Below are 23,866 nucleotides of genomic sequence, written 5' to 3'. Positions count from 1 at the left end.
CGGTGACTGTCAGAGCAGACCGACGATGCGGTCGTAGGCCGGAGGCGGCTGCCAGGCCAGGGCGGCAGCAGCAGGAACTGCCGGCGTGAGCAGGCCGTCGCCGAGTCCGGCGACGGACGCTGCCGCTACGGTCGCGCCGAGAACCTTGAGCACTCGACGCCGCGAGACCGAACTGGAGCCAGCATGCGCAAACGTTTCGACACGTGTCATGTTCGGACCGTACGAGATGTGTGCTGAACGTCACAAGACCCGCTGGCATAAGGGCCATACAGTGAGACAAACGTTTCGCTTTCCAAGGTGCGGCTCGTGCCGAATCAGCAGGCAAGCCAAGTGGCGAGTCCTCACCGGGGCGGGTCAACTAGCTGTAGTTCCCCGTGAGGTTGTGGACGCGGCTGGCTGGGACTGCGCCGCCGATGCCGGTGTGGGGTCGGTGGTGATTGTAGAAGTGGAGCCAGTCGGGGTAGGTCGCTGCGCGGTCTTCTTCGGATAGGTAGGTCGTGGCGTAGGCCCATTCGGCGGCCAGGGTGCGGTTGAAGCGTTCGACCTTGCCGTTGGTCTGGGGCCGGTAGGGCTGGGTCCAGAGGTGGCGGGTGGTGCCGAGCTCGGCGGCAAACGCGCGGGATCGATAGGCCGAGCCCTGGTCGGTCATCACAGCCTCGATCGTGATTCCGATGTCGGTGAACGCTGCGACTGCTCGGCGCCAGAACTCGATGACGGTGGAGGCCTTCTCGTCGTTGAGGATCTCGGAGTAGGTGTAGCGCGAGTGGTCATCGACGACGTGATGGAGGAAGGCGTATCCGGGTCGGGTCCTCTTGTTGTTGCGGTTGCCGGCGGTGCGACCGAGCATCCGGTGGCCGCCGCCGGCGGGAATCCGGCCGAGCTTCTTGATGTCCATGTGGGCCAACTCGCCGGGACGGGTCCGTTCGTAGCGCACCGGGTGGGGGCGTCGGACCACGCGTCCGGTGGCTTGGTCGAGGTGGGCCAGCAGCGGCATCCGGTAGCGGCCCAGGACGCGTCCGACCGTGGAGCGGGGCACGCCGAGGTGGTAGCTGATCCGGTGAGGTCCCCAGCGTCGGGTGACGCGCAGGTTGATGATGCGGCGTTCCAGCCTGGCGCTGGTGCGGGTCGGCGTGGTGTGCGGTCGCGAGGACAGGTCGCTCATCGCCAGGCCGGCGCGGTAGCGGGCGGCCCACTTCGCTGCGGTCGCTGGTGAGCACTGGAACCGCTCCGCGGCGCGACGTGTAGACCAGCCGTGCAAGACAACGAGTTCAGCGAGGCGTCGGCGACCTTCTGGGGTGAACGGGGCATTAGCGTGAGTCACGAGGACCTCCGGGTCATCGAGGGTTGGTGTGGTAACCCCTTCGATACCGGAGGTCCTCGTCTCTCAGCACATGCCGCGCTGATCACAACCTCTGTAGGAACTACAACTAGCGCAACGGCTACCGGCACCGCGACTTCGACACCCGTGCCGGGACCCTGGATCTCGCGATCCCAAGCTGCGTGACGACTCCTACTTCCCCGAGTGGCTCCTCGAACGCAAGACCAGGGCTGAGAAGGCGCTGACCAGCGTCGTGGCGACCTGCTACCTCCTGGGTGTCTCCACCCGGCGGATGAACGAGCTGGCCCAGTCGCTCGGCATCACGGGCTCTCGAAGTCCCAGGTCTCGACGATGTCGGCCGAGCTCGACGCGCACGTCGAGGACTTCCGCACCGACATCCTGACCTTCACCGCTTCCCCTACGACGTCTGGCGCCAGGTCTGGTCGACCAATCCGAAGGAACGGCTCAACCGCGAGATCAGCAGACGCACCGACGTCGTCGTGATCTTCCCCGACCGACCCTCGATCATCCGGCTCGTCGGCGCCGTCCTGGCCGGACAACACGATGAATGGGCCGAAGGACGCCGCTACCTCGGACTAGACGACTGACCCGCAGCCGGACCACCACCGAGACCAACACCAACGAAGAGGAGATCCCGAGCCTGGCAACCAGCACCGCCTGACCCCCGAAGGGATCACCTCGTACACCGCTCCGCGGGACTCTCCCGACGAGCGGCCACCCTCAGCGGAACTAGAGTCATGAGCGTGGACCTTCCAGTCATGCCGCCAGTGCGACCGATGCTGGCGAAGACGACCACCCTGGAGAAGGCGCTTGCGCTAGCTCCGAACGTCCTACTGGAACCGAAGTTCGACGGGTTCCGCTGCATCGTCTTCAAGGATGGGGACGAGGTCGAGCTCGCCAGCCGCAACACCAAGCCCCTGACCCGCTACTTCCCCGAGGTCGTGGCCGCGATGCGAGAGCAGCTGCCCGAGCGATGCGTGCTCGACGGCGAGATCTTCGTGTCACTCGGTTCGGGCGGGAAGGAGCGCCTGGAGTTCGAGGTGCTGCAGGAGCGCATCCATCCGGCCGCCTCGCGGATCGCGATGCTGGCCGAGAAGACGCCCGCGTCGTACGTCGCCTTCGACCTGCTCGCCCTGGGCGACGAGTCGTACGCCGAGCGGCCGTTCGTCGAGCGCCGGGGGGCTCTCGAGGCGGCGCTCGGCGGCCTCGCCGGCCCGTGCTTCCTGACCCGGACGACGGCCGACCCGGCCGAGGCCGAGGAGTGGTTCCACCAATTCGAGGGAGCCGGGCTCGACGGCGTGGTCGCCAAGCCCCTGGATGCGCCGTACCAGCCGAACGCCCGCACGATGCTGAAGATCAAGCACGAGCGCACCGCCGACGTCGTCGTCGCGGGCTACCGCGAGCACAAGACCAGCACCCCCGAGAAGCCGTTGCTCGGCAGCCTGCTGCTCGGTCTCTACAACGACGAGGGACAGCTGCAGCACATCGGCGTCAGCGCGAGCTTCACTGCCGTACGTCGGGCGGAGCTGATCGAGGAGCTGCAGCCGCTCGTCTGCGACATCAGCGACCATCCGTGGGGCCATTGGGAGGAGTTCCTGACGGCCAACCCCGACCGCGTGCCGGGCACCCAGAGCCGCTGGAGCCAGGGCAAGGACTTGTCGTTCACCCCGCTGCGCCCCGAGCGGGTGCTGGAGGTCGCCTACGACCACATGGAGGGGCACCGGTTCCGGCACACGGCCCAGTTCCGCCGCTGGCGCACCGACCGCGACCCGGAGTCGTGCGGCTACGAGCAGTTGGATGAGCCGGTGAGCTACGACCTGGCTAGGATCTTGAGCGTCCACTAGGAAGGCAGACATGTCCGAGAACGCAGGGCCCCGGAACACGGGCGAGGACTACGACGTCGTCCTCCTGATCGAGCAGGCACTCAGCGAGCAGGACGCCGGCCAGGTGCACTCGCTCCACGAGGGCCTGGACCAGCAGGTCACCTACCATGTGCTGCTGCCTCTCGAGGATGCCGCGGCGCGGATCGAGTCCGCGATGGGGTCGCTGACCGCCGGCGACATGCTCGCGTCGCCGACGATGCCGATGAGCGAGGTCGACCTCGACGCGGTGCGCAAGGACTGCGAGGACCGGACCAACACCGAGCTCAAGCAGACCCTCGACGCCCTCGCCAAGAGCGGCGCGATCGCGCGCGGCCAGATCGTCACCGACCCACCGATCGACGCGCTGGCGGCGAAGGTCGCCGAGGTCGACGGCCGCGAGGCGATCATCCTGACCCGTCCCCACGTCGTCTCGGAGTTCTTCCACCTCGACTGGACGTCGAAGGCACGGCGCCGCCTCGGCGTACCGATCCTGCACCTGCTCGAGCACGAGAACTTCGACGAGCAGGCCGAGGGCTACGGCAACGAAGGCATCACGGGGCTGTAGCGCTAACCCAACCCCCGGAAGGACAGCGCGTGCCAGCGCGGTCCGACCGGGGTGAGCTCGACCCGGCGCGGATCGAGCTCGTCGTGGGGGGCGTCGCCCCGCACGATCGCGACCTCGAGCCGCGACTCGGCCAGCCCCTCGGCCAGCCCCTCACCCCACTCGACGACCGTCACGGCGTCGTCGAGCGAGGTGTCGAGGTCGAGGTCGTCGAGCTCCCCGAGCCCGCCGAGGCGGTAGGCGTCGACGTGCACCAGGTCCGGCCCGCCGACGAGCGAGGGGTGCACCCGCGCGATCACGAACGTCGGCGAGGTGATGTCGCCGCGTACGCCGAGCCCGGCGCCCAGGCCCTGGGTGAACGTGGTCTTGCCTGCGCCCAGCTCACCGCTGAGCACGATCAGGTCGCCTCGCGTGAGCTGGCCGGCCAGCGACCGGCCCAGCCCGCGCATCGCGTCGGCGTCAGGTGCCTGGAAGACGTGGGTGCGCAGCGGCCGGCGCAGCTCGACGTTGGGTGACTCCCGGCGGATCTCGCGGAACCCCTGCCGCTCCCAGAACTGCACCGTCTGCGGCAGCTCTTCGCGGGCGACGACGGTCAGGTCCTCGGAGGTCCCGGCCGCCTCGACGGCGGCGTCGATCAGCGCAGCCGCCACGCCGTGGCCCTGGGCATCCGGGTGGACGCCGAACCGGCGCAGGTACGTCGTACTGCCGACCAGGTCGAGCACCAGAGCACCCACCGGGCGGCCGTCGAGGCAGGCCAGCAGCCCGCCGTGGCCGGCCAGCTTGTCGGCGATCGTCTGCTCGGTCTCGACGAGCGCGGCCGCCGGCGGGTCCAGCGGCGGGCGGGCCTCGAACGCGGCCCGGACGACCGCGAGGACCTGAGGCGCCGACTCGGGGCCGACGCGGGTGATCTCGACCGTCACCGCGCGTCCTCTGCTCCGGTCGCGGCCAGCAGCCGGTCCAGTTCGCCGTTGACCTCGGACTGGCGCTCGAGGATCACCATGTGGCCGGCACCGTGGCACTCCAGCAACGTGGACCCGTCGATGCGCGAGTGCAGCTTGCGGCTGTGCCCGATCGAGGTGAGCTTGTCGTCGGTGCCGCAGATGACCGCAGTCGGCACCTTCGCCAGCACCTCGACGGAGTCGAACTTGTCGAGCGATGAGAAGCCGGGGAAGAACTCCGCGACCACCTCGAACGGCGTCGCCGACAGCATCCGGTTGACGAACTCGACGTAGCTGCCCGGCACCTCGTCACCGAAGGCCAGCTGAGCGGTGGCGACGAGGGCCACGTCCTTCCCGGCACGACGAGCGCCATCGACGATCTTGTGCGTCCGGGCCAGCGTGGAGATGGCGCGGCCGACCGGCCCGGCGCTCCCCCACGCCGGCACCATCGGGAAGAGGATCCGGCTGGGCTCCAGCCCGCCGGCGGTGGTCGAGATCAGCGCCGTACCGACGACCCGGTCGCCGAAGAGCTCGGGGTGCTGCTCGGCGAGCGCGACCACGGTCATGCCACCCATCGAGTGACCAACCAGCACCACCGGTCCCTCGGGCGCGACGGCGTCCATGACGCTCAGCAGGTCGCGGCCGAGCTGATCGATGGTGGCGTTGCCCACCGGCGAGCGGCCCGAACGGCCGTGCGAGCGCTGGTCGTAGAAGACGGTGCGGACCTGCCCGCGGTAGTGCTCGCGCTGGAAGTGCCAGCAGTCCAGCTCGAGGGCGTAGCCGTGGGCGAAGATCACCGTCAGCGGAGGCTTCGCCTTGCGCGACCGCCCGCGTGTCGGCTGGTCCGGCTCGTCGACCTCGACGTGCAGCGGGGTGCCGTCGTCGGCGACCACCGTCACCGGGTCCGACCGCAGCGACCCGAAGGCCGGCACGTCGCCCGGCGCGCGCCCGACGATCCGCCGTCGCTGCCGGTTGACTCCGACGCCCGCGCCGGCGGCCGCGAGGCCGACGGCGCCGACGGTGACCGCTCCGATCACCCGCCCACGCATGCTCATGCGCGTACTCGCTTCGCTCCGTGCACGCATGAGGCACGGGACACGCTGTGCATGATGCTGAGCTCGCTCATGAGTCGACGTACCTCCGGGTCATCCGGCCTCCGATCCGGGTGACGATCTCGTAGGAGATCGTGCCGCTCGCGTCGGCCCAGTCCTGGGCGGTCGGCTCGCCGTCGTGGCCCGGGCCGAAGAGGACGACGTCGTGACCGGCGGCGGGCAGGTCGCCGTCGAGGTCGACGACGAACTGGTCCATGCAGACCCGGCCGCGGATCGCGCGGCGCTTGCCGTCGACGAGCACCTGGGCGACGTTGCTGGCGTGACGGGGCACCCCGTCGCCATACCCGACTGGCACCAGGCCAACCGTGGTGTCGGTCTCAGCGGTCCAGGTGTGGCCGTAGGAGACGGAGGCGCCGGCGGCGAGCGGCTTGGTCTGCGCGAGCGTCGCGCGCACGGTCATCGCCGGGCGCAGGCCGAGGTCGGGCGTGTGGCCGGGCGCGGGGTCGAGGCCGTACGACGCGAGCCCGACCCGCACCAGGTCGAACCGGGCCGACGGCCGCAGGATCGCGCCCGCTGAGTTGGCGAGGTGCCGGACCTCGGGCCGAAGCCCGGCCTGCTCGGCGATCGCGAGCGCCTCGCTGAAGACCGCCTCCTGGGCGTCGTTGGCGGGGTGGTCGGGCTCGTCGCTGGCGGCGAAGTGGGACCAGATGCCGCTGACCTGCCAGGTGCCGTCCTGCTGGCCAGTGCGTGCCGCAGCGACGACTTCGGGCCAGGTCGCCATCGGGGCGCCGCCCCGCGACAGGCCGGTGTCGACCTTGAGCTGCACGCGAGCCGGGCGAGCGGCGACCGCGACGGCGGCCTCGATCTCGTCGAGCTCGGCCAGGGAGTAGGCGGTGATGTCGATGTCCGCGTCGATCGCGGCGGCGTAGTCCTCGCCCGGCACGGTCAGCCAGCACAGGACGCGCCCGGTGTCGCCGCCCGCGCGCAGAGCGAGGGCCTCGTCGATCGTGGCGACGCCGATCCACTCGGCGCCCGCCTCTCGGGCCGCTCGCGCGACCTCGTGCATGCCGTGCCCGTAGCCGTCGGCCTTGACCACTGTCATCATCTGCACCCCGGTCAGCTCGCGCAGCTGGCGGACGTTGTGCCGGATCGCGTCGAGATCGACCACGATCTCGGCACGGGCTGCCGGCAGGGGGCTCATGGGCTCGATTGTCCCATCACCGGTCGAGCAGCCCCCGGACGGCTGCCGGGATGGACGCTGCGACCTGGCTCGCGACCAGGGGGCCGCCGCCGCTGGCGAGGGTCGCGGCCGCACCGTGCAGCCAGGACCCGACCGAGGCGGCGTCGTACGCCGGGAGGCCCGCGGCGAGCAGCGCACCGATCAGACCGCCGAGCACGTCCCCGGCTCCGGCGATGGCGAGCCAGGGGGTGCCGGTCGTCGTGGCGCGGACGCGACCGTCGGGCGTGGCGATCAGGGTGTGGCGACCCTTGAGCAGCACCACGGCGCCGTACGTCGTGGCCGCGTGGCGTGCGTGCTCGAGCGGGCGGGACTCGATGTCGGCGCGGTCGACACCGAGCATGGCGGCGAGCTCACCGGCGTGGGGGGTGAGCACCGTGTCGGCGGGCAGCGGGCCGTCGACGTGCGCGAGGGCATCGGCGTCGACCACGAGCGGGACGCCGTCGGCGATCACCGCTGCGAGCTCGTCGCCCGCGCGCTCGCCGCCGCCGGAGCCGACCACCCAGGCCTGCACCCGCCCAGCGCCGACGACCTCGGGATGGGCCACGCGGACGCGGTCGGCGACCTCGGCCGGCCCGACGTACCGGATCATGCCGACCAGCCCGCTGCTGGCGCCGGCGACGCTGAGCAGGGCGGCGCCGGGGTACTGCGCACTCCCGGCGCGGATGCCGACGACGCCGCGTGCGTACTTCTGGGCGTCGGGCTGCGGGCGCGGCAGCAGGGCCGCGACGTCCTCAGGCTGGAGCGCCTCGATCGCCGGCTGTGGCAGCTGCAGTCCGATGTCGACGAGGTGCACGACACCGCAGGCGGCGGCGGCCGGGTCGACGAGGTGCGCGATCTTGTGGGTGCCGAACGTGACGGTCAGGTCCGCCGTCACGTGTGGCCCATCGAGCTCGCCGGTGTCGACGTCCACGCCGCTCGGCGTGTCGACGGCGACCACCGCGATGCCCTCGAGGATCGTGAGCGCGTCCTGGGCCTCGGGCCGCAGCCCCGCGCGCCCGCCGATCCCGACGATCCCGTCCACCACCACCTCGGGTCGTGCAGCTGAGAGTGCGCTGGCGCGCTCGCTGGGTAGCACGGCCCGGCCACCGGACGCCCGCAGCGCCGCGATCCCGCCCTCGTGGGCGTGGTCGGACAGCAGCCACGCCTCCACCTGCGCCCCGCGCCGCGCGAGCAGCGCTCCGGCGTACAGCGCGTCACCGCCGTTGTCGCCCGAGCCGACGAGCAGTAGCACCCGCCGCCCGTACGCCGACCCGAGCAGGTCGATCACGGCGTACGCCAGCCCTGCCGCCGCGCGCTGCATCAACGCCCCCTCGGGCAGCCGCGCCATCAGCTGCGCCTCGGCCGCCCGCACCTGCTCCACCGTGTGCGCCCGCCTCATGCCGCCCACGCTATCCGGGTCGTGAGTCCCAGCGGGCGCCCCGCCGCCCCGTCAGGCTCACGACCCCGATGCCTGTGGATGAGCAGCGGGGCGGATCGTCGATCTCGGGGAGGGTCCTGCTATGCGTCATCGACCCTGGCAAGTCCTCGCCGACGCCCAAGCGGGTCTGGTGAGCCGTCGCCAGCTCAACCATCTGGGCGTCGACCGATACCGCGTACGCAACCAGGTGTCGGCCGAGCGCTGGGTCGAGCGCTCGTCGATGGTGGTGAGTACGACGACCGGCCCGCTCAGCCGCGAGCAGCTGATGTGGCTGGGCGTCCTGCACGCGGGGCCGCGGTCGGCGCTCGGCGACCTCACGGCCGCGGATGTGTGCGGGCTCCGCCACTGGCACCGGGAGCTGATCACGGTTGTCGTTCCGCAGAAGCTGATCTTGGAGGACGAGCCGGACGGCATCCGGTTCGTGCGGACCCGGCGACCGATCCCGTTGATGGTCGACCCGGCTCAACGCGTGCCTGCCTGGCGAATCGAACCGGCGGTGCTGCACTTCGCCGCCTACCAACCCAGTCGACGGACCGCACAGGGGGTGGTGGCCGCAGCGGTGCAGCAGCGGCTCACCACTCCCGGGCGGCTCATCGTCACCGTCGAGCAGATGCAGCCGCTTCGGTGGGCGAAGATGTTCCGCCAGGTCATTGGCGACATCGCCGGCGGATCGCACTCGGTGGCCGAGCTCGACATCCTCCGGCTGTGCCGCTCGCAGCGACTGCGACCACCGGACCGCCAGGTGCAGCGGCGCGACGGGTTCGGCCGCCCGCGCTTCACTGACTGCGAGTGGGACATCGGCGATGGTCGGGTGCTCGTGTTGGAGGTCGACGGGGCGTTCCACATGGACGTCGAGCACTGGGAGGACGACATCGCCCGTCAGCGTGGCATCACCGACCCGAACCGCATCGTGGTTCGATGCACCTCACGGGAGGTCCGCGACGAGCAGGACCGCCTCGGCGCAGACCTCCGGCGGCTCGGCGTACCAGGTCGTGTGGCCTAGGGGGCGCTCGGGCGCCCCCTGAGACTCACGACCCGTCTAGGACTCCAGCACCACCACAGCCGACGCGATGCCGGCGTCGTGGGAGAGCGAGACGTGCACGGACGCGACCCCGAGCTCGTCGGCGCGGGCGCGGACCGAGTCGCGCATCTCCATCACCGGCCGCCCCGACGACTCCGACACGATCTCGGCGTCGTGCCAGTGCAGGCCGACGGGGGCGCCCAGCGCCTTGGCCAGGGCCTCCTTGGCGGCGAACCGCGCCGCCAGCGACGCGAGAGGCCGCGAGGCCTCGGCCGGCGTGAAGAGCCGAGCGGACAACCCCGGTGTGCGCGTCAGGGACTCCCCGAACCGCTCGATGTCGACGACGTCGATCCCGACCCCGATGATCACGGCCGACTCATTCGACGGTGACGGACTTCGCGAGGTTGCGCGGCTGGTCGACGTCGTGGCCCATCAGGGTCGCGAGCTCGCAGGCGAACAGCTGGAGAGGTACGACGGCGACCAGCGGCTGCAGCAGCACCGGGACGCGCGGCAGGCGGATGATCACGTCGGCGTACGGCGTGATCGCGTCGTCGCCGTCCTCGACCAGGCAGATCGTGCGTGCCCCGCGGGCCCGCACCTCCTGGATGCCGCTGACCATCTTGTCCCGCAGCTGGTCGCGACCGGCGGGCGGCACGACGCACAGCACCGGCAGCCCGTCCTCGATCAACGCGATCGGCCCGTGCTTGAGCTCGCCGGCGGCGAAGCCCTCGGCGTGGATGTAGGCCAGCTCCTTGAGCTTGAGCGCGCCCTCGAGGGCGACCGGATAGCCGGCGTGCCGACCGAGGAAGAGCACGGACCGGGTGTCGATGTGGTCGGCGGCCATCTCGTAGATGGCGGGAGCGTCGTCCAGGACGCGCTGCACCTGCTCGGGGATGGCCTCGAGCTGCCGCATCACCTGGTCGATCTCGTCGCCGTACCGGGTGCCCTTCACCTGGGCGAGGTAGAGCGCGAGCAGGTAGCAGGCGACCAGCTGGGTCAGGAAGCCCTTGGTCGACGCGACGCCGATCTCGGGCCCGGCGTGCGTGTAGATCACGGCGTCGGACTCCCGCGGGATGGTCGAGCCGTTCGTGTTGCAGATCGCGAGCACCTTCGAGCGCTGCGTGCGCGCGTGCCGGATCGCCTGGAGGGTGTCGGCGGTCTCGCCGGACTGGCTGATCGCGACGACCAGCGTGGAGTAGTCGAGGATCGGGTCGCGGTAGCGGAACTCCGAGGCCAGCTCCACCTCGACCGGCACCCGCGTCCAGTGCTCGATCGCGTACTTCGCCACCATGCCGGCGTAGAACGACGTGCCGCACGCGATGATGATGACCTTGTCGACGTCGCGCAGCTCCTGGTCCGACAGCCGCATCTCGTCGAGGTGCAGGTGCCCCTCCGGCGTACGGCGCCCGAGCAGCGAGTCGGCCACGGCCCGCGGCTGCTCGTGGATCTCCTTGCGCATGAACCAGTCATGGCCGTCCTTCTCGGCGGCCGACAGGTCCCAGTCGACGTGGTAGCGACGGCCCTCGGCGGGAGTGCCGTCGAAGTTCACGATCGACACCCCGGCCCTGGTGATCGTGACGACCTGGTCCTGGCCGAGCTCCATCGCCTCACGGGTGTGCTCGATGAACGCCGAGACGTCGGACCCGAGGAAGTTCTCCCCGTCCCCGATCCCCACGACCAGCGGCGAGTTGCGGCGAGCCGCGACCACCTGCGACGGGTCCTGCGCGTCGACGGCGACGAGGGTGAAGGCGCCCTCGAGCCGCGCAACCAGCTGCAGCATCGCCGCGGTCAGGTCGAGGCCCGAGATCACCAGCAGCTCGAGCAGCTGGGCCGCGACCTCGGTGTCCGTCTCGGAGAGCAGTACGTGGCCCTGCGTCTCGAGCTCAGCGCGCAGCTCGGCGAAGTTCTCGATGATGCCGTTGTGCACGAGAGCGACCCGGCCGGTGTCACCGTTGTGCGGGTGAGCGTTGACGTCCGTCGGCGCCCCGTGAGTGGCCCACCGGGTGTGGCCGATGCCGATCGTGGCCGCCGGCAACGGCTGGCCGACGATCGCCTTCTCCAGGTTGGCGAGCTTGCCGGCGCGCTTGTCCGACGCGATGACACCCTCGGCGACGAGCGCGATCCCGGCGGAGTCGTAACCGCGGTACTCAAGCCGTCGCAGACCCTCGATGACAACGTCTTGGGCCTGCCTCTCCCCGACGTACCCCACGATCCCGCACATGGGCCTCACTGTAACGACCGGGCACCGCCCACCCGACCGCCCAGGTCGACTGCAACAATCTGGCGCATGTCTTCCCACGGCGGGCCCGGCGCCGCCGACGAGCCGACTCGGGAGTCCTCGCCGTACATCGAGCTCGACCGCTCCGCCTGGGCGGCCCTGGCCAACGAGGTGGAGAACCCCCTCTCGGCCGAGGAGATCCGCCAGCTGCGCGGCCTCGGCGACCAGCTCGACCTCGACGAGGTCCAGCAGATCTACCTGCCGCTCTCGCGCCTCCTGAGCCTGTACGTCGAGGCAGCGGGCGGGCTCTACCGCCAGCAGGAGGAGTTCCTGCACCAGGTGCAGCCGACGCGTACGCCGTTCGTCATCGGCCTGGCCGGCTCCGTCGCCGTGGGCAAGTCGACCACCGCCCGCGTGCTCCAGCAGATGCTCGCCCACTGGCCCGAGCACCCCAACGTCGCGCTCGTGACCACCGACGGCTTCCTCTACCCCAACGCGGAGCTCGAGCGGCGCGGGCTGCTGCAGCGCAAGGGCTTCCCGGAGTCCTACGACCGCCGTGCGCTGATGCGCTTCGTCGTCGACATCAAGTCCGGCAAGGACGAGGTCGAGGCCCCGGTCTACTCGCACCTGACCTACGACGTGATCCCCGGCGAGAAGATCGTCGTCAAGCGCCCCGACATCGTCATCATCGAGGGCCTCAACGTGCTGCAGCCGGCGCGCGTGCGTGAGGACGGCCGCAGCGGCCTGACCCTGAGCGACTTCTTCGACTTCTCGGTGTACGTCGATGCCGGCACCTCGCACATCAAGGACTGGTACGTCGAGCGCTTCCAGCGCCTTCGCGAGACGGCGTTCCGCGACCCCGGCTCCTACTTCGCCAAGTACGGCGCGCTGTCGCGGGACGAGGCGATCGCCGAGGCGACCCGGATCTGGAACACGATCAACGGGCCCAACCTGTCCCAGAACGTGCTGCCCACCCGGTCGCGAGCGACCTTGGTACTGCGCAAGGACCGGGACCACTCCGTCCGCTACGTCCGGCTCAGGAAGCTCTAGCGCCGCAGGCTACGCAGGATCTGCACGATCTCGTCGTGCGACAGCGTGCCCTGGCCCTGACTGTCGGCGACCAGCACCACCCGCACCTCGCCGGCCCGCACCATCGCGACCTCGATCCCGGAGGCGGGACACTTCCCTTCGCCGCCGAAGAAGCCGGTCCACCTCAGCGTCGCGGCAGTCCCGTCGGCGAGCTCGATCTCCTCACGATCGTCCCCCGTCGTCCAGGATCCATCATCATCGGTCAGGCTCGCGACCCAGGCCTCGAACGGCTGGTCCGTGAACCCCGCGAACCCCCGGTTGGAGTCGCCCGGCTCCTCGTCGCAGTAGCCGTCCCGGTAGACCGCCGCGCCGGACACCACGGCGGCCGGACGACCGCCGTCGTCATCGGCGTAGTAGATCCGGCTGCGCGGCCCGCGGACCTCCCAGCCCTCCCCCGGAACCTCGAAGCTGGCTCCGGACACCGGGTCGGTGACGACCAGTGGCTCGGCGACCGGCGACGAGTCGTCGCCGACGTACGTCGAGACCGCGAGCGCGGCCGTCGCCAGTACGGTCAGGACGGCCACGGCTCCGAGCACGAGCGCGACGCGGTTGCGGGTCATGCCAGACGTTCTACCCAGGATCGACGCGTCGCATCTGGACGACGATCATCCAGCTCGCGGCATGCAGCGTCCGCGTGTCCCCGGAGCCCGCACGAGCCGTGGCCAGCGCGCCGCTACGGTTCCCTACAGGCTGAGCTGCCGCTTGACGACGTCGGCGAGCCGCTCGGCCACCGACCGGGCCTCGTCGGCCGTGGTGGCCTCGACCATCACCCGCACCAGGTCCTCGGTGCCCGAGGGGCGGAGCAGGATCCGGCCGGTGTCACCGAGCGCGGCCTCCTCCTCGGCGACCGCGGCCGCCACGATCGGGTCCTCGTCGGCGCGGGCCTTGTCCACGTCGGGGACGTTGATCAGCACCTGCGGGAGGCGACGCATCACCGACGCGAGCGACTGCAGCGACTGACCGGTGACGGCCATCCGCTCGAGCACGTGCAGCGCGGTGAGCGTGCCGTCACCGGTGGTGGCGTACTCACTCATGATCACGTGGCCCGACTGCTCGCCGCCGAGGCCGTAGCCGGAGACGCGCATCGCCTCGAGCACGTAGCGGTCGCCGACCTTGGTCTGGCGTACGCCGACCCCGTTGGCCTTCATCGCCTGCACAAAGCCGAGGTTGCTCATCACGGTCGCGACCACCGTGTTCTTGGGCAGGTGACCCGACTCGGACATGCCGACCGCGAGGATCGCCATGATCTGGTCGCCGTCGACGATCTCGCCCGAGCCGTCCACGGCCAGGCACCGGTCGGCGTCGCCGTCGAGGGCGAATCCCGCATCGGCACCGTGCTCGAGCACGGCGGCTCTCAGCGGCTCGAGGTGCGTGGAGCCGCAGCCGTCGTTGATGTTCAGGCCGTCCGGCTCTGCGTTGATCGCGATCACCTCGGCGCCGGCGGCGCGCAACGCCATCGGACCGGCCTCGGACGCCGCCCCATGGGCACAGTCGAGGACGACCTTGATCCCGGTGAGCGGCTGGGAGAGGGTGCCGACGAGGTGGTCGACGTACTCCTGAACCGGGGTCGCGTACGGCGTGACGCGGCCGACGTGGCCGCCGAGCGGTCGCTCCCACGGCTCGTCGAGGTGCTTCTCGATGTCCCGCTCCACGGCGTCGTCGAGCTTGAGCCCACCGCTGGCGAGGAACTTGATGCCGTTGTCGGGCATCGGGTTGTGCGAGGCGCTGATGACGACGCCGAGGTCGGCACCGAGCGCCTGGGTCATGTAGGCGACCGCCGGGGTCGGCAGCACCCGCAGACGAAGGACGTCGACGCCGGCCGAGGCCAGCCCGGCCACGACGGCGTGCTCGAGGAACTGTCCCGAGATACGTGTGTCCCGGCCGACGACGGCGAGTGGGCGATGGCCCTCGAACTCGCCGCGGTCTGCCAGGACACGGGCTGCGGCCACGGAGAGGTCCAGGGCCAGCTCTGCGGTCAGATGACCGTTCGCCAGACCCCGGACCCCGTCCGTGCCGAAGATGCGCGGCATACGCAGTGCGTCAGCGCTTCGAGTACTGAGGCGCCTTGCGGGCCTTCTTGAGACCAGCCTTCTTGCGCTCGATGACGCGGGCGTCACGCGTGAGCAGCCCGGCCTTCTTGAGCGACGGGCGGTTGGTCTCGGTGTCGATCGCGTTCAGGCACCGAGCCACGCCGAGGCGCAGCGCGCCGGCCTGACCGGTGATGCCGCCGCCGTGGATGCGGGCGATGACGTCGAACCGACCCTCGAGCTGCAGGTTGGCGAACGGCTCGTTCACGACCTGCTGGTGCAGCTTGTTGGGGAAGTAGTTGTCCAGCGTCCGGCCGTTGACCGTCCACTGGCCGGTGCCGGGGACGATGCGGACGCGGGCGACAGCCTCCTTGCGACGGCCGGTGGCCGCAGCAGGAGCGATGGTCGCCGGACGGGCGGGGGTGTCAGCGGACGGAGCGCTCTCGGAGCTGTAGGCGATGCCCTGCTCGTCGGTCTCGTAGGTCTCTTCGACCTCGGTGGTGTCAGCCACGATGGATGTTCCTCACTCAGACTTTCTCGACAGAACTCTGCTCGAGATGGGGGCGATTACTGGGAGATCTGCTTGATCTCGTACGGAGTGGCCTGCTGGGCCTGGTGCGGGTGGTTGGGACCCGAGTAGACCTTCAGCTTCTTGAGGACCTGGCGGCCGAGCTTGTTCTTCGGCAGCATGCCCCACACGGCCTTCTCAATGGCCTTGCGGGCGTCCTTCTCGAGGACCTCACCGATCGGAGTGGCAGACAGACCACCCGGGTAGCCGGAGTGGCGGTAGGCCATCTTGGTGACCTTCTTGTCACCGGAGAGCGCGACCTTCTCAGCGTTGATGATGATGACGAAGTCACCGGTGTCAGCGTTGGGAGCGAAGATCGCCTTGTGCTTACCGCGCAGGAGATTGGCGGTCTGAGCAGCGAGGCGGCCGAGGACCACGTCGGTGGCGTCGATGACGAGCCACTCACGCGTGATGTCGCCGGCCTTGGGGGCGTACGTGCGCACGGAGGAACTTCCTTCGTTCGTAGGTCCCGTGTGACCCTGTGCCGCACGGGTGATGATGCGACGCCCTCTGACGAACACTGCCCGGCTCGCCGCTCGTGATGAGCAGAGCGTTCGGGTCTGCACCCCGATCCCGTGGCGGGGTCGGAGCGCGGCAGGAGGCGCGACTGACAAGAGTACGGGCGCCGTACGGACGGTGTCGAATTGCCGCTGACGAAAACATCACAGTGCCATCTACGGACACCGGGTTCGCATGCCGACACAGCGCCGACTAAGTTGAGAGGGTGACTGATTCTCTCACCGTCCGTGACAACCGCACCGGACAGGAGTACGACGTCCCGATCGCCGACGGCGCCATCAAGGCCGCGGATCTGGGCAAGATCAAGGCAGGCGACGACTCCCCGGGGCTCGCGGTCTACGACCCGGGCTTCGTCAACACGGCGTCCTGTCGCAGCTCCGTCACCTACATCGACGGCGAGAAGGGGATCCTGGAGTACCGGGGATACCCGATCGAGCAGCTGGCCGAGAAGTCCAACTTCCTCGAGGTCGCCTATCTCCTCATCCATGGCACGCTCCCCAGCAAGGCGGAGTACGAGGCGTGGGTGCACGAGATCACCTATCACACGTTCGTGCACGAGAACGTCAAGTCGTTCATGCAGGGCTTCCGCTACGACGCGCACCCCATGGGGATGCTGATGGCGTCGGTGGGGGCCCTGTCGACGTTCTACCCCGACGCGCGCAACATCAGCGACGCCGAGAACCGGCACATCCAGATCGTGCGGATGATCGCGAAGATGCCGACGCTGGGCGCCTGGGCGTTCCGGCACGCGCAGGGCAAGCCGTACGTCTACCCCGACAACGACCTGAGCTACACGGCCAACTTCCTGTCGATGCTCTTCAAGATGAGCGAGTCGAAGTTCGAGGCCGACCCGCGCCTGGTGAAGGCCCTCGACGTGCTCTTCATCCTGCACGCCGACCACGAGCAGAACTGCTCGACCAACGCGGTCCGCTCCGTCGGCTCCTCGCAGGTCGACCCGTACTCCGCGGTCGCGGCCGGCGTCGGTGCCCTCTACGGTCCGCTGCACGGCGGAGCCAACGAGGCGGTGCTGCGGATGCTGCGGCGCATCGGCACCAAGGAGAACATCCCCGCGTTCATCGAGGGCGTGAAGAACGGCAACGAGAAGCTGATGGGCTTCGGCCACCGGGTCTACAAGAACTTCGACCCGCGCGCCACGATCATCAAGAAGGCCTGCGACGACGTCTTCGAGGTCACCGGGGTCAACCCGCTCCTCGAGATCGCCAAGGAGCTCGAGAAGATCGCGCTCGAGGACGAGTACTTCATCAAGCGCAAGCTCTACCCGAACGTGGACTTCTACTCGGGCCTGATCTACGAGGCCTTCCAGTTCCCGCCGGAGATGTTCACGGTCCTGTTCGCGATCGGCCGCACCCCGGGCTGGCTGGCCCAGTGGTCCGAGCTGGTCCAGGACAAGGAGCAGAAGATCGCGCGCCCGAAGCAGCTCTACATGGGCGACCGCGGCCTGGAATTCGTGCCGGCGTCCGAGCGCTGGAAGTGAGCGGAGCTCACCCCGAGATTTACGAGACGACCCCGGACGGCACGCCGTCCGGGGTCGTTTTCGATCTGGGGAACGTCTTGATCGACTGGGACCCGTACGCCGCCATCGCGGCGGGCGTGGGCCCGGTCGAGGCGCGCCGCTTCCTGGACGCCGCCGACTTCGACTTCATGGCCTGGAACCACGGCCCGGACTCCGGCGGCAGCTGGGGCGATGCCGAAGACGCCGTACGCCGCACGCACCCCCACTGGGTCGAGCACGCGCTGGCGTACCGGGCACACTTCGCCGACTCGCTGCTCGGCGAGGTCGCCGGGATGGGTGACGTGGTCCGGGAGCTGCACGCCGGCGGCGTACCGCTGCTGGGCCTGACGAACTGGTCCGCGGAGCTCTACCCGCACGCACCGGCCCGGTTCGACTTCCTCGCCCTCTTCGACGACGTCGTCGTCTCCGGCGAGGTCTCGGCCGCCAAGCCCGACCCGCGCGCCTACGAGATCGTCGCCGAGCGCAGCGGGCTGCCGCTGGAGCGCCTGGTCTTCGTCGACGACCGGCAGGCGAACGTCGACGCCGCGGCCGGGCTGGGCATGGACGCCATCGTGTTCACCGACGCGGACACGCTGCGCGCCGAGCTGCGCAGGCGCGGCCTGCCGGTCTGAGCGGCCGGTCTGGTCAGCGGCGCACCTTCACCTTGGTGGTGATCGTCCTGCCACGCGCCGGGTCGACCACGACCCGCACGGTGCCGGCCTCGGCGACCTTCCGCTTGTCCTTCTTCGACAGCTTCAGGGTGGCGACGGTGGCCTTGCCGGCTCGCAGCTTCACCTTGCCGGTGGCCACGACCTTCTTGCCCACCTTGACCTTGACGTGCCCCTTGCCCTTGAGCGACGAGAGCACGGCGACCTTCGCCTTCGAGCCCTTGATCCGGAGGAACCCGCTCGCGGCCACGGTCGCGCCACCAGGCTGCACGGTGATCGTCGCGCTCGCCGCGTTGTTGGTCGCATTGGCGTCGGCGGACGTCGACGTCACGGTCGCCACGTTGACGACCTCGACCGGCGAGGGCGAGCCCGACCGCTCGGTGCCGGTCCGGTCGTGCAGGCAGACGAGGTCGACCGTCGCGTTCTGCGCGATCCCGGTGTCGTTGAACAGGCGGAACGCGCGCGCCTTGAGGCGCGGGTCGTTGCCGAACGTGTGCACGCCCGGCGGGAGGTCGAACGTCGCCACGACGCCCTTCGCGTCGTCGGGGCAGATGACCTGGAACTCGTTGCCCTCGGCCGCGGTCGTGCCCGGCACCGACACGGTCTGCACCACGTGCGTGAGCTTGAGCTCGTGGGTGTGGCCGTTGACCGGGTCGACCGTCGTACGCAGGCAGCGAGCAGAGAACGTCGCGGTGACCGGGGCCGTCGCGTCGATCGTGAAGGTCCACTTCCGCGGCACGGACGACGTGTGCTCGGAGCCGGCCAGCTCGGCGCTCGCCGAGGAGAGGTCGTAGCCGGGCGCGACCGGGACGGTGCCGGCCGGGCAGGTGACGCTCGCGGTCGACCGGCCCACGCCGTACGACCCTGAGGTCGTCACGACGGCCGTGTCGACCGAGAGGCTGTGCCTGTGGCCGCCGTTGGCCTCGGTCTGCTTCGGCAGGCACACGATGAACGCCTTGGCCTGGGCGCGACCGGCGGCGTCGTTGCGGATGACGCCCTTCCACGACGACGCGCTGTCGCTTCGCGCACTGAGGATCTTGACGTCGCGGATCGTCCCGGTGCCCTGGTCGACGTGGTCGACGCGGAACTGGCCGTCGCTCAGGTAGTCGCCACTGTGGCAGCTCAGCGCGATCGTGCGCTGCTGGCCGGCCTCGAGGTCGACCTGGGCCTCCGCCTTGTACGGCGTCAGCCAGTGCGTCGCCTGCGGGTCGGAGCTGGCGCCGGCCCCGGCGATCGGGTTGGCCGTCACGGTGATCGTCTTGCTCACCGAGGCACCGGCCGCGAGCGAGCCGACGTTGCACGCGACCACACCGCCGGACTGGGTGCACGGCGACTGGGCCGACACGAACGTCACGTCGGCGGGGAGGTCGTCGCGGATCACGACGCCGGTCGCGGTGGCGTTGCCGATGTTGGTCGCGGTCAGCGCGTAGGTGACCGTGGCACCGCCGGAGGGCGTTGCACTGGACGCGGACTTCGTGATCGTGACGTCGGAGGTGCCAGGCGTGCTCGGCGGGGACGGGACGCAGGCCTCGCCCGGGAAGAGGTTCTGGTGGGTCTCGAAGCCCGACACGAAGCTCTGCGCGACGACCTGGCCGATCGTGTGGCCGGCCGAGGCGATCGTGACCGCGGCGTTGGGCGCCAGGATCGTGCCGGGGAACGCCGAGCCGTAGCTGACGGTCACCGTGCTGGCCTGGGGAAAGTTCCAGACCAGGCCCGCGTAGTCGTCCTTGATGTTGTTGTCGTTGGCCTGGCCCCAGCTCGAGCCGCTGCCCAGCCAGGCCTGCCCACCGATGGTCGGCGTCGCGCCCGGCACGTTGATGATCGTGACGGAGCCCGCCGGGACACTCAGGCCGAGGTGCCGGCCGCTCGCCAGTGCGGCGGCGTCACTGGTCGACAGGTTGAACACGTTGAGCGAGGCGCTCGACCCCGACAGGACCAGCGCGTTGTTGCCACCGGTCACGCCCGCCGAGACCGTGCCCGTCGCGGCAGCCGCGCCCCACTGGATCGACAGCGTCCGCAGGTGGCCGAAGGCCGTCGCGAAGTCGATCGGGTTGCCGGTGAGGTAGCCGGTGCCCGACCCGCCGTTGAAGTTCACGCCCGACTCCGGCGAGAGGTAGGCGCTGCCCTTCTGCAGGTTGTAGCTGCCCTGCGTGCCCGCCACGACCAGCGCGGGCGACGACGCCGCGAACCCGGAGGGCAGCCGCGTGCCGACGGTCATGCCGCCCGCGGTGTGGTTGCCGCCGTACGCGATGGCGCCCTCGGACTCGGAGCCGCGCGTGCCGTTGCCCTCGACGAACTCGGTCCAGCCAGTGGCGGCACCGAACGCGTTGGACGTGGTGACGCCGGACGTGCATGTCGTGGTCGCGTCGGCGCGGCCATTGAGCGGCGCGACGGCGGCCACGAGCGCCGCGGACGCGACCACGGACATGATGATCGGCACCCTCAGCGCGCTGACAGCGCGCTGGCGTGCAGCAGTTCCCCCCACGACGGTAACCCCCCAGCTAGGTCGTTGGGTTCAACCCTGGCAGCAATACCGACGCGCCGACAACTGAACCGGCGCTCGCCGGCCAACCTTGCGGGAAATCTGAGTTTCCGACGGTCAGGCCGCGACCCGCTCCGGGTCGACTTCCGGCGCAGGATCGCGGACGAGACGACGTACGTCGGCTGACGTCAGCGCCAGGAGCGACGAGGCGCCCATCACGCAACCGACGACGAGCAGCCACTCCTGGTAGCCGACCAGGACCGCGATCGGACCGGTGAGCGCGAGCCCGAGCGGACGCGCCACGAACGAGCCGACCATGTCGAACGAGTAGACCCGGGCCAGCTTGTCGGGCGCGACGTTCTGCTGGATCGACAGGTCCCAGAAGACGTCGAACACCTGGAGCCCGAAGCCGTGCAGGAACGCACCGAGGAGCACTGCCCAGAGCTGGTCGGACAGCGCCATCGCGATCGGGAAGAGCGCGGTCAGGCTGAGCAGCATGGTCCCGATCAGCAGGCTGCGGCGCGGACGCCAGCGCAGGCACACCAGGCCACCCACCACGAAACCGGCCATCAGCGTGCCCATCGCCAGCCCCCAGGAGGAGCGACCGAACTCGTCGCCGATCACGATCGGGCCGAGCACGGTCTGCGCACCGCCGTAGAAGAGGTGGTAGAGCATCGCCTGCCCGATGAGCAGCCACAGCCACGGGTGCGAGAGCACCTCGCGCGCACCGTCGCCGAGGTCGGCCAGCATCGAGGCGCGTGGTCCGTCCGCGCGGGTGTGCGGCACCCGGAGCCGGGAGTAGCAGTACGCCGCGATCGCGAAGGTCAGCGCGTCGACGCCGATGGCCCAGCCCGAGCCGGCGACCGCGACCAGGACGCCGCCGACGGCGTACCCGACCGTGGCCGCACCTGTCTGGAGAAGCGATCGGGCCGAGACCGCCGAGGGCAGGTGCTCGGGCGGGACGGTCTCGCGTGTCATCGCCCGCGACGACGGCTGGCTGAGCGCAGACAGGCAGCCGTTGAGCGCGCCGACGATGCCGAGCATCGGGATCGTGGCTAAGCCCGCGATCAACGACGCCGCGAGGACCGCCTGGGTCAGGGCACTGCCGGCCGCCGAGCCCTCCATCATCAGCTTGCGTGGCAGCCGATCGCCGAGCACGCCGCCGAAGAGCACGGTGACGACGTCGGCCAGCGCGAAGGCGCCCACGACCAGGCCGAGGTCCGTGGCCGAGCCGCCGAGGTCAAGCACGGCGAAGGCGAGGGCGATCGGGGTGATCGCGTTGCCGAGCGAGCTGGACGCCGTACCCGCGACGAGGAACCGGAAGTCCCGGTGGCGGAAGGCGGGCAGACGATCGTGCACCCGCCGGATATTACTTCGCTGGCGAACTATTCGCCACCGAAGGGAGTAGCATTTTCCCGTGACCGAAGGCGAGGACTGGACCGACCGACACGTCGCGCGCTGGCGCGACCACTGGATCGACGTCGCGTTCGAGGACGACGTCGAGGCGATCGTGGTCCGGATCGGCCGCCTCAAGCAGTACTTCAAGCTGACGACCCAGCAGGCCCTGGTCGAGGTCGGGCTCCAGGACTTCGAGTACGACACCCTCCACCACCTGATGATCCGGGACACCCCCGGCCTCGCGAGCCCCTCGGCGCTGGCCGCCGACCTCGGCATCAGCAACGCCGGCATGACGGGCCGCCTGGACGCGCTCGAGAACGCGGGCTGGATCCAGCGCAGCGCCGATGCTGACGACCGGCGCCGCGTCAGCATCGAGATCACCCGGAGCGGAGCCGCGATCTGGCGCCGGGCGATGGACCTGCGCGGCCGGACCGAGCACGAGATCGTGCACGCTCTCGACGACGAGGAGCGCGCCACCCTGGCGGCGCTGCTCAAGAAGATGACGCTGGCGACCGAGACCGATTCTTCTAGCGCGTCCAGGGACGTCTCAGGTTGATCACAGGCAACGCCCACACAGTGGAGGCATGACCGACCAGCCGACGACTCCCCCGCAAGGACCGCAGAACCCGTACTTCTCGTACCCTGCCCCGCAGGGTCCCCGCCCGGAAGGCCCCCCGGCTTCGCCGTACGCCGCCGCCCCGCAGACCGCGACCCTCCCGGCCCAGAAGCGTCCCCGTCGCGCCGGCCTGGCCGCCGCGGTCGTCGCGACCGCCCTGGTCGTCGGTGGCGCAGCCGGCGTCGGTGGCGCAGCCGCCTGGAACGCGTACGACGACGACGCCTCCGGCGGCTCCGCCGGCCCGAGTGACCACAGCACCTCCCAGGTCGTCGACACCCCCGAGTCCCCCGTCGCCGACGGCTCGGTCGAGCAGGTCGCGGCCAAGGTGCTCCCGTCGGTCGTCAAGATCGACGTCAGTGGCAGCGAGGGTGCCGGCTCCGGCTCGGGGATCATCCTCAGCTCGGACGGCGAGATCCTCACCAACAACCACGTCGCGGCGATCGCCGGCGACGGCGGCACCATGACCGTCTTCTTCAACGACGGCTCCTCTGCCAAGGCGAGCGTCGTCGGCGCCGACCCGCTGACCGACACCGCGGTCATCAAGGCCGAAGGCGTCTCGGGCCTGACCCCGGCGACCATCGGCAAGTCCGAGGACCTCAAGGTCGGCGAGGGCGTCGTGGCGATCGGCTCGCCGTTCGGTCTCGACTCCACCGTCACCAGCGGCATCGTGAGCGCGCTGAACCGCCCGGTCGACGTCGGCTCCGACGGCGCCGGCAACAGCACGACGTACCCCGCCATCCAGACCGACGCCGCGATCAACCCCGGCAACAGCGGCGGTGCGCTGGTCGACATGAGCGGCAACGTCGTGGGCATCAACTCCTCGATCCGCACCGCCAGCTCGAGCGAGGGCGAGGCCGGCTCGATCGGCCTCGGCTTCGCGATCCCGATCGACGAGGTGCTCCCGATCGTCGACCAGATGAGCAAGGGCGAGACCCCGACCCACGCCCGCCTCGGCATCTCCGTCGGCCCCGTCGCCAGCAAGGAGGGCGCGGAGGTCGTACAGGGCGCCTCGGTCCAGGACGTCACGGCCGGATCCACCGCCGACAAGGCGGGCATCGCGAAGGGCGACGTGATCACGAAGGTCGACGACCGGCTGATCACCGGCCCCGACTCTCTGGTCGCGACGATCCGGTCCTACCGTCCGGGCGACGAGGTCACCGTGACCTACACGAGCGGTGGCGACGCCAAGACCGCGAAGCTCACCCTCGACTCGGACGCCACCACGTCCAAGTCCTGACCCACCAGACCGCCCCTGCCTGCGCCCAAGACAGGCAGGGGCCTGGGGCTCCACCGGCTGACCGGCCCGTCTCCCGTCAGCCGGTGGAGCCCTTTTCACT

The 23,866-nt window shown here is 70.2% G+C and carries 22 protein-coding genes and 1 pseudogene; 9 read left to right on the top strand and 14 right to left on the bottom strand.

What is annotated here, in order from left to right; translation table 11 throughout:
* Positions 1 to 9 precede the first annotated feature (9 nt).
* Positions 10 to 210 carry a hypothetical protein gene (locus ABEA33_RS14315; RefSeq protein WP_345527470.1) on the bottom strand — a complete coding sequence of 67 codons (201 nt, stop codon included), beginning with the start codon at positions 208 to 210 and terminating at the stop codon, positions 10 to 12.
* A gap of 148 nt (positions 211 to 358) precedes the next feature.
* Complete coding sequence (locus ABEA33_RS14310; RefSeq protein WP_345527469.1) at positions 359 to 1,321, bottom strand: IS481 family transposase; 963 nt, start codon at positions 1,319 to 1,321, stop codon at positions 359 to 361.
* A 110-nt stretch (positions 1,322 to 1,431) separates the two neighbouring features.
* On the opposite strand from ABEA33_RS14310, the pseudogene ABEA33_RS14305 reads away from it, so the two are divergent.
* The 3 genes and pseudogenes from ABEA33_RS14305 to ABEA33_RS14295 form a co-directional block, all read left to right on the top strand.
* Positions 1,432 to 2,000, top strand: a pseudogene (locus ABEA33_RS14305) (transposase); the annotation flags it as partial.
* 82 nt (positions 2,001 to 2,082) lie between these two features.
* On the top strand, positions 2,083 to 3,183 hold the full coding sequence (locus tag ABEA33_RS14300; protein WP_345527468.1) for an ATP-dependent DNA ligase: 1,101 nt from the start codon (positions 2,083 to 2,085) through the stop codon (positions 3,181 to 3,183).
* A 10-nt stretch (positions 3,184 to 3,193) separates the two neighbouring features.
* Positions 3,194 to 3,766: a hypothetical protein gene (locus ABEA33_RS14295; protein ID WP_345527467.1), complete on the top strand. Its 573-nt coding sequence runs from the start codon at positions 3,194 to 3,196 to the stop codon at positions 3,764 to 3,766.
* Between the two features lie 2 nt (positions 3,767 to 3,768).
* On the opposite strand, the gene tsaE is transcribed toward ABEA33_RS14295, so the two are convergent.
* The 4 genes from tsaE to ABEA33_RS14275 all read right to left on the bottom strand — a co-directional run bounded on the left by tsaE (position 3,769) and on the right by ABEA33_RS14275 (position 8,371).
* Complete coding sequence (tsaE, locus tag ABEA33_RS14290; RefSeq protein WP_345527466.1) at positions 3,769 to 4,683, bottom strand: tRNA (adenosine(37)-N6)-threonylcarbamoyltransferase complex ATPase subunit type 1 TsaE; 915 nt, start codon at positions 4,681 to 4,683, stop codon at positions 3,769 to 3,771.
* Complete coding sequence (locus ABEA33_RS14285) at positions 4,680 to 5,756, bottom strand: alpha/beta fold hydrolase (RefSeq protein WP_345527465.1); 1,077 nt, start codon at positions 5,754 to 5,756, stop codon at positions 4,680 to 4,682. The genes tsaE and ABEA33_RS14285 overlap by 4 nt, the downstream gene beginning before the upstream one ends.
* Positions 5,757 to 5,823: 67 nt before the next feature.
* Positions 5,824 to 6,954, bottom strand: a complete 1,131-nt coding sequence (gene alr / locus ABEA33_RS14280) for an alanine racemase (protein WP_345527464.1) — start codon at positions 6,952 to 6,954, stop codon at positions 5,824 to 5,826.
* 16 nt (positions 6,955 to 6,970) lie between these two features.
* The gene (locus ABEA33_RS14275) at positions 6,971 to 8,371 is read right to left on the bottom strand and encodes an NAD(P)H-hydrate dehydratase (protein WP_345527463.1); all 1,401 of its coding nucleotides are present in this window, start codon (positions 8,369 to 8,371) and stop codon (positions 6,971 to 6,973) included.
* A 121-nt stretch (positions 8,372 to 8,492) separates the two neighbouring features.
* On the opposite strand from ABEA33_RS14275, the gene ABEA33_RS14270 reads away from it, so the two are divergent.
* Positions 8,493 to 9,413: a hypothetical protein gene (locus ABEA33_RS14270; protein WP_345527462.1), complete on the top strand. Its 921-nt coding sequence runs from the start codon at positions 8,493 to 8,495 to the stop codon at positions 9,411 to 9,413.
* 36 nt (positions 9,414 to 9,449) lie between these two features.
* Here the strand turns inward: ABEA33_RS14270 and ABEA33_RS14265 are convergent, their stop codons facing one another.
* The gene (locus ABEA33_RS14265) at positions 9,450 to 9,800 is read right to left on the bottom strand and encodes a holo-ACP synthase (protein ID WP_345527461.1); all 351 of its coding nucleotides are present in this window, start codon (positions 9,798 to 9,800) and stop codon (positions 9,450 to 9,452) included.
* A 7-nt stretch (positions 9,801 to 9,807) separates the two neighbouring features.
* On the bottom strand, positions 9,808 to 11,652 hold the full coding sequence (glmS, locus tag ABEA33_RS14260; RefSeq protein WP_345527460.1) for a glutamine--fructose-6-phosphate transaminase (isomerizing): 1,845 nt from the start codon (positions 11,650 to 11,652) through the stop codon (positions 9,808 to 9,810).
* A 66-nt stretch (positions 11,653 to 11,718) separates the two neighbouring features.
* Between glmS and coaA the strand changes: the two genes are divergently transcribed.
* Complete coding sequence (coaA, locus tag ABEA33_RS14255) at positions 11,719 to 12,699, top strand: type I pantothenate kinase (protein ID WP_345527459.1); 981 nt, start codon at positions 11,719 to 11,721, stop codon at positions 12,697 to 12,699.
* Here coaA and ABEA33_RS14250 read toward each other — a convergent pair.
* The 4 genes from ABEA33_RS14250 to rplM all read right to left on the bottom strand — a co-directional run bounded on the left by ABEA33_RS14250 (position 12,696) and on the right by rplM (position 15,776).
* Positions 12,696 to 13,298, bottom strand: a complete 603-nt coding sequence (locus ABEA33_RS14250) for a DUF8017 domain-containing protein (RefSeq protein WP_345527458.1) — start codon at positions 13,296 to 13,298, stop codon at positions 12,696 to 12,698. The genes coaA and ABEA33_RS14250 overlap by 4 nt on opposite strands.
* A 123-nt stretch (positions 13,299 to 13,421) precedes the next feature.
* Positions 13,422 to 14,768, bottom strand: coding sequence for a phosphoglucosamine mutase (gene glmM / locus ABEA33_RS14245; protein WP_345527457.1), 1,347 nt, complete (start codon positions 14,766 to 14,768; stop codon positions 13,422 to 13,424).
* Between the two features lie 10 nt (positions 14,769 to 14,778).
* Positions 14,779 to 15,276, bottom strand: a complete 498-nt coding sequence (gene rpsI / locus ABEA33_RS14240) for a 30S ribosomal protein S9 (RefSeq protein ID WP_345527456.1) — start codon at positions 15,274 to 15,276, stop codon at positions 14,779 to 14,781.
* 56 nt (positions 15,277 to 15,332) lie between these two features.
* Entirely contained in the window at positions 15,333 to 15,776 is a 444-nt protein-coding gene (rplM, locus tag ABEA33_RS14235; protein WP_028644855.1) for a 50S ribosomal protein L13, read from the bottom strand.
* Positions 15,777 to 16,057: 281 nt separating this feature from the next.
* On the opposite strand from rplM, the gene ABEA33_RS14230 reads away from it, so the two are divergent.
* Both ABEA33_RS14230 and ABEA33_RS14225 read left to right on the top strand, forming a co-directional pair.
* A complete protein-coding gene (locus ABEA33_RS14230) occupies positions 16,058 to 17,347 on the top strand; it encodes a citrate synthase (RefSeq protein WP_345527455.1) in 1,290 nt (429 codons plus the stop codon).
* A 77-nt stretch (positions 17,348 to 17,424) separates the two neighbouring features.
* Positions 17,425 to 17,997, top strand: coding sequence for an HAD-IA family hydrolase (locus tag ABEA33_RS14225; protein WP_345527453.1), 573 nt, complete (start codon positions 17,425 to 17,427; stop codon positions 17,995 to 17,997).
* A gap of 13 nt (positions 17,998 to 18,010) precedes the next feature.
* On the opposite strand, the gene ABEA33_RS14220 is transcribed toward ABEA33_RS14225, so the two are convergent.
* Together ABEA33_RS14220 and ABEA33_RS14215 are read right to left on the bottom strand one after the other, a co-directional pair.
* Positions 18,011 to 20,518: a choice-of-anchor A family protein gene (locus ABEA33_RS14220; protein ID WP_345527451.1), complete on the bottom strand. Its 2,508-nt coding sequence runs from the start codon at positions 20,516 to 20,518 to the stop codon at positions 18,011 to 18,013.
* A 114-nt stretch (positions 20,519 to 20,632) separates the two neighbouring features.
* The gene (locus ABEA33_RS14215) at positions 20,633 to 21,874 is read right to left on the bottom strand and encodes an MFS transporter (protein WP_345527449.1); all 1,242 of its coding nucleotides are present in this window, start codon (positions 21,872 to 21,874) and stop codon (positions 20,633 to 20,635) included.
* A 58-nt stretch (positions 21,875 to 21,932) separates the two neighbouring features.
* Between ABEA33_RS14215 and ABEA33_RS14210 the strand changes: the two genes are divergently transcribed.
* On the top strand, positions 21,933 to 22,469 hold the full coding sequence (locus ABEA33_RS14210) for a MarR family winged helix-turn-helix transcriptional regulator (protein ID WP_345527447.1): 537 nt from the start codon (positions 21,933 to 21,935) through the stop codon (positions 22,467 to 22,469).
* A gap of 28 nt (positions 22,470 to 22,497) precedes the next feature.
* Entirely contained in the window at positions 22,498 to 23,766 is a 1,269-nt protein-coding gene (locus ABEA33_RS14205) for a S1C family serine protease (RefSeq protein ID WP_345527445.1), read from the top strand.
* Positions 23,767 to 23,866: the final 100 nt, after the last annotated feature.

It is taken from the genome of Nocardioides endophyticus, from assembly GCF_039543845.1.
GTDB lineage: Bacteria > Actinomycetota > Actinomycetes > Propionibacteriales > Nocardioidaceae > Nocardioides > Nocardioides endophyticus.
Note: the sequence above shows the minus strand (reverse complement) of the source record. Positions and strands in the feature narration are given on the sequence as shown.

Coding starts and splice junctions, on each gene's coding strand:
- ABEA33_RS14315 (WP_345527470.1), bottom strand. CDS start 210: ATGACACGTGTCGAAACGTTTGCGCATGCTGGCTCCAGTTCGGTCTCG.
- ABEA33_RS14295 (WP_345527467.1), top strand. CDS start 3,194: ATGTCCGAGAACGCAGGGCCCCGGAACACGGGCGAGGACTACGACGTC.
- ABEA33_RS14285 (WP_345527465.1), bottom strand. CDS start 5,756: ATGAGCATGCGTGGGCGGGTGATCGGAGCGGTCACCGTCGGCGCCGTC.
- alr (WP_345527464.1), bottom strand. CDS start 6,954: ATGAGCCCCCTGCCGGCAGCCCGTGCCGAGATCGTGGTCGATCTCGAC.
- ABEA33_RS14275 (WP_345527463.1), bottom strand. CDS start 8,371: ATGAGGCGGGCGCACACGGTGGAGCAGGTGCGGGCGGCCGAGGCGCAG.
- ABEA33_RS14270 (WP_345527462.1), top strand. CDS start 8,493: ATGCGTCATCGACCCTGGCAAGTCCTCGCCGACGCCCAAGCGGGTCTG.
- glmS (WP_345527460.1), bottom strand. CDS start 11,652: ATGTGCGGGATCGTGGGGTACGTCGGGGAGAGGCAGGCCCAAGACGTT.
- coaA (WP_345527459.1), top strand. CDS start 11,719: ATGTCTTCCCACGGCGGGCCCGGCGCCGCCGACGAGCCGACTCGGGAG.
- ABEA33_RS14250 (WP_345527458.1), bottom strand. CDS start 13,298: ATGACCCGCAACCGCGTCGCGCTCGTGCTCGGAGCCGTGGCCGTCCTG.
- glmM (WP_345527457.1), bottom strand. CDS start 14,768: ATGCCGCGCATCTTCGGCACGGACGGGGTCCGGGGTCTGGCGAACGGT.
- ABEA33_RS14205 (WP_345527445.1), top strand. CDS start 22,498: ATGACCGACCAGCCGACGACTCCCCCGCAAGGACCGCAGAACCCGTAC.